At 69.0% G+C, this 3,467-nt stretch carries 4 protein-coding genes; 3 read left to right on the forward strand and 1 reads right to left on the reverse strand.

All coding sequences use genetic code 11. From position 1 onward, the window contains the following. The 3 genes from NI18_RS13675 to phbB form a co-directional block, all read left to right on the forward strand. Positions 1-696, forward strand: a 696-nt coding sequence (locus NI18_RS13675) for a molybdopterin cofactor-binding domain-containing protein (protein WP_037530546.1), incomplete at its 5' end; no start/stop codon positions are given. Then, a complete protein-coding gene (hemH, locus tag NI18_RS13680) occupies positions 693-1,700 on the forward strand; it encodes a ferrochelatase (protein ID WP_037530548.1) in 1,008 nt (335 codons plus the stop codon). The genes NI18_RS13675 and hemH, both read left to right, overlap by 4 nt. A gap of 34 nt (positions 1,701-1,734) precedes the next feature. Then, positions 1,735-2,457: an acetoacetyl-CoA reductase gene (gene phbB, locus NI18_RS13685; protein ID WP_037530550.1), complete on the forward strand. Its 723-nt coding sequence runs from the start codon at positions 1,735-1,737 to the stop codon at positions 2,455-2,457. Positions 2,458-2,597: 140 nt separating this feature from the next. Here the strand turns inward: phbB and NI18_RS13690 are convergent, their stop codons facing one another. After that, complete coding sequence (locus NI18_RS13690; RefSeq protein WP_037530553.1) at positions 2,598-2,888, reverse strand: hypothetical protein; 291 nt, start codon at positions 2,886-2,888, stop codon at positions 2,598-2,600. Positions 2,889-3,467: the final 579 nt, after the last annotated feature.

Consider the following 3,467-nt stretch of genomic DNA (forward strand, 5'->3'; position numbering starts at 1 on the left):
GTCGGCGGTGCGCTGCCCGCCTATGCGATCCCGGCGGTGGCGGTCGTGCATCATGCCGCCGAGATCGGCGTGCCGACGGGCGCGCTGCGCGGCGGCGCGCATGGCTATACCGCGTTCTTCACCGAGACGTTCGTCGACGAGCTCGCGCGGATCGCCGCGACCGAGCCGATGTCCTACCGGATCGGCATGCTGGGCGGCGGCGCAAGACTCGCGCGGTGCCTGTCGACCGCGGCGTCGCTGGGCGGGTGGAATGGCGGCGTGCCCGGCAGCGGGCAGGGGATCGCGGCCCACGCCTTTCGCGGCAGTTTCATCGCCGTGCTGGCGGAGGCGCATCTGGGCGCGGACCGGCGGCCGGTGGTCGAGCGGCTGGTCGCGGCGGTCGATTGCGGGGTGCAGATCAACCCCGATCTGGTCCGCCAGCAGATCGAGGGCGGGCTGATCTTCGGGCTGGCGACCGCACTGGGCGCGGCGACCGGCTTCACGCGCAACCTGGCCGATGCACGCGGGTTCGGCGACCTGCACCTGCCGCGGCTGGCGGACACGCCCGACATCACCGTCGAGCTGATCCGCAGCGACGAGGCGCCGGGCGGGGTCGGCGAGCTGGGCGTGCCCGCGGTCGCGCCGGCGATCGCCAACGCAATCTTCTCCGCAACGGGCTTTCGTCTGCGCGATTTGCCTTTAAGACCCTCGACATGACCCTGCCCCCCGACCATCCCGCGATTCCGAAGCCCCGGATCGGCGTCCTGCTGATGAACCTGGGGACGCCCGACGGCCCCGACGTGCGATCGGTCAAACGCTATCTCGGCGAATTCCTGTCGGATCGCCGTGTCGTCGAGATTCCGGCGATCGCGTGGCAGCCGATCCTGCGCGGTATCATCCTGAACACGCGGCCGAAGAAATCGGCGCATGCGTACAGCCAGGTGTGGCGCGAGGACGGTTCGCCGCTCGCCGCGATCACGCGGTTGCAGGCGGCGGCGGTGAGGGATTCGTTCGGTCCCGAGGTGATGGTCGACTGGGCGATGCGCTATGGCCGGCCGGCGATCGCCGAGCGGCTGAGCGCGATGCAGGCGGCGGGGTGCGAGCGGATCCTGCTCGCGCCGCTCTATCCGCAATATTGCGCGGCGACGACCGCGACCGCCAACGACAAGGCGTTTGCGCATCTGGCGGGGCTGCGCTGGCAGCCCGCGCTGCGCACGCTGCCGCCTTATTATGACGACCCCTTGTATATCGACGCGCTGAAGACCGATCTCGAGACGTCGCTCGCCGCGCTCGACTTCGTTCCCGATGCGATCGTCGCAAGCTTCCACGGCATGCCCAAGCGCACGCTGGAGATGGGCGATCCCTATCATTGCCACTGCCAGAAGACCGCGCGGCTGCTGAGCGCGGCGATGGGGCGCGAGCTGACGGTCGCGTTCCAGTCGCGGTTCGGGCCGCAGAAATGGCTCGGGCCCGCGACCGACGAGACGCTGGTCGAACTGGCCAAGGCGGGGAAGACCAAGGTCGCGATCTTTGCCCCCGGCTTTTCGGCGGACTGTCTGGAAACGCTCGAGGAATTGTCGATTCGTGGGCGCGAGAGCTTCGAGGAGGCGGGCGGCAAGGACTTTGCCTATCTGCCGTGCCTGAACGATGGCCCCGCGGGGATCGTGATGCTCGAGCGGCTGCTCGCACGCGAGCTTGAAGGTTGGACGCGCCGCGGTTAGCCTCCGGTAAAACACGTATGGCGGGAGAGAAGGCATGGCACGCGTCGCGATCGTAACCGGGGGAACGCGTGGCATCGGCGAGGCGATCAGCCTTGCGCTGCAGAAGACCGGGCTGACCGTGGCGGCGACCTATGCGGGCAATGCCGAACGCGCCGAGGCGTTTTCCGCGCGGACGGGAATCGCGGTCTATCAATGGGATGTCGCGGATTATGACGCGTGTCAGGCGGGCTGTGCGAAGGTCGCGGCCGATCTGGGCGATGTCGACATCGTCGTGAACAATGCGGGCATCACGCGCGACGGCACGATCCTGAAGCTGAGCTATGACGACTGGAAGGCGGTGATCGACACCAATCTGGGCGGCTGCTTCAACATGGCCAAGGCGGTGTTCCCGGGCATGCGGACGCGCAAATGGGGGCGGATCGTCAATATCGGCTCGATCAACGGGCAGGCCGGGCAATATGGCCAGGTCAATTACGCTGCGGCGAAATCGGGCATCCACGGCTTTACCAAGGCGCTGGCGCAGGAGGGCGCGCGGGCCGGCGTGACGGTCAATGCGATCGCGCCGGGCTATATCGATACGGACATGGTGGCGGCGGTGCCGGCCGACGTGCTCGAAAAGATCGTCGCGAAGATCCCGGTCGGGCGGCTGGGCCAGGCGAGCGAGATTGCGCGCGGGGTGGTGTTCCTGTGCTCGGAAGAGGGCGGGTTCGTGACCGGCTCGACGCTCAGCATCAACGGCGGGCAGCATATGTATTGACGGTTTTGGCCCGGGTGCGCGGCAGCCGGGCCAAAACCGGCACGGCCGGCGGACGGGTGCAACCCGGTCCGGCCGACGGCTTTGCCGGCGGCGTGGGTTTGGCGGCGGACGGTGGCCTGGGCTCTGGGTCCTGACTTTCGTCAGGATGACGGGAGTGCTCCGGTCTCGGGGGCGAAACCGAAATAATCGTGGCGGTACGCGTCGAGCGCGGTGCCGATGCAGCGGACCGTCGGGGAGGACTGCGCGTCGCCCTGATCGTCGGCGTGCAGGGTGAAATCTGCGCTGGGGAGCTCGGTCCGGCTGGGACGGAATTTGCCGCGGACCGCGCCGCAGCGGGTGGCGATCTGCGCGACCGCGTGTGCGGTGAGGACGGGCTTTTCGGCGTGCGGCCCGGCCGCACAGCCGGCGAGCAGCGGAAGAGTCGTCAGCATGGCGAGCGCAAGGGGGGCGGATCACGGGGCTCTCCGGGGTCTGGATGTCGCAGCGTAGGGCGGTCGGCGTTGCGGCGGAAGCGGGGATGCGCGGCTGGGGACGGTGGGTGGTATCCTGGATCCTGACTTTCGTCAGGATGACGGGAGTGGGGTGTCGACCGGCCCGACCAAACTCCGTCATCCTGACGAAAGTCAGGGTCCAGGGTAACGAGGGGTGTCGCTGCTGGGCTCTGGGTCCCGACTTTCGTCGGGATGACGGGGAGAGGATGACGGAGGGGTAAGGGCTCAGGCCGGGCCTGCCGTCGGCAAAGCCGTCGGCCGGGTTGGCGCTGGCGCCACCCGCCGGCCGGTCCGGTTCCGCGCGGTGCGCGGCTCCGGACGACACGAGGCCGGCCCCTGTGGGGACCGGGCCTCTGCCCTCGATACGCTACGCGAGGGAACTGGGTGGCGCGGGTGCTCGGCTTGGCGAGCACCCGCGCTGTCGCGCTTACCTCCGGCAATAGCGCGGGTTGTCCGACTTATCGATCACGTTCCGGCGAGCCGCACGCGGCGCCGAGCAGAGCGCCGATCGTGCCGTTG

The sequence above is a fragment of the Sphingomonas sp. Ant20 genome, from assembly GCF_000783375.1.
Lineage (GTDB): Bacteria > Pseudomonadota > Alphaproteobacteria > Sphingomonadales > Sphingomonadaceae > Sphingomonas > Sphingomonas aerolata.

Bases quoted from the DNA above. Each gene is read 5' to 3' on its own strand.
- hemH (WP_037530548.1), top strand. From the start codon at position 693: ATGACCCTGCCCCCCGACCATCCCGCGATTCCGAAGCCCCGGATCGGC.
- NI18_RS13690 (WP_037530553.1), bottom strand. From the start codon at position 2,888: ATGCTGACGACTCTTCCGCTGCTCGCCGGCTGTGCGGCCGGGCCGCAC.
- phbB (WP_037530550.1), top strand. From the start codon at position 1,735: ATGGCACGCGTCGCGATCGTAACCGGGGGAACGCGTGGCATCGGCGAG.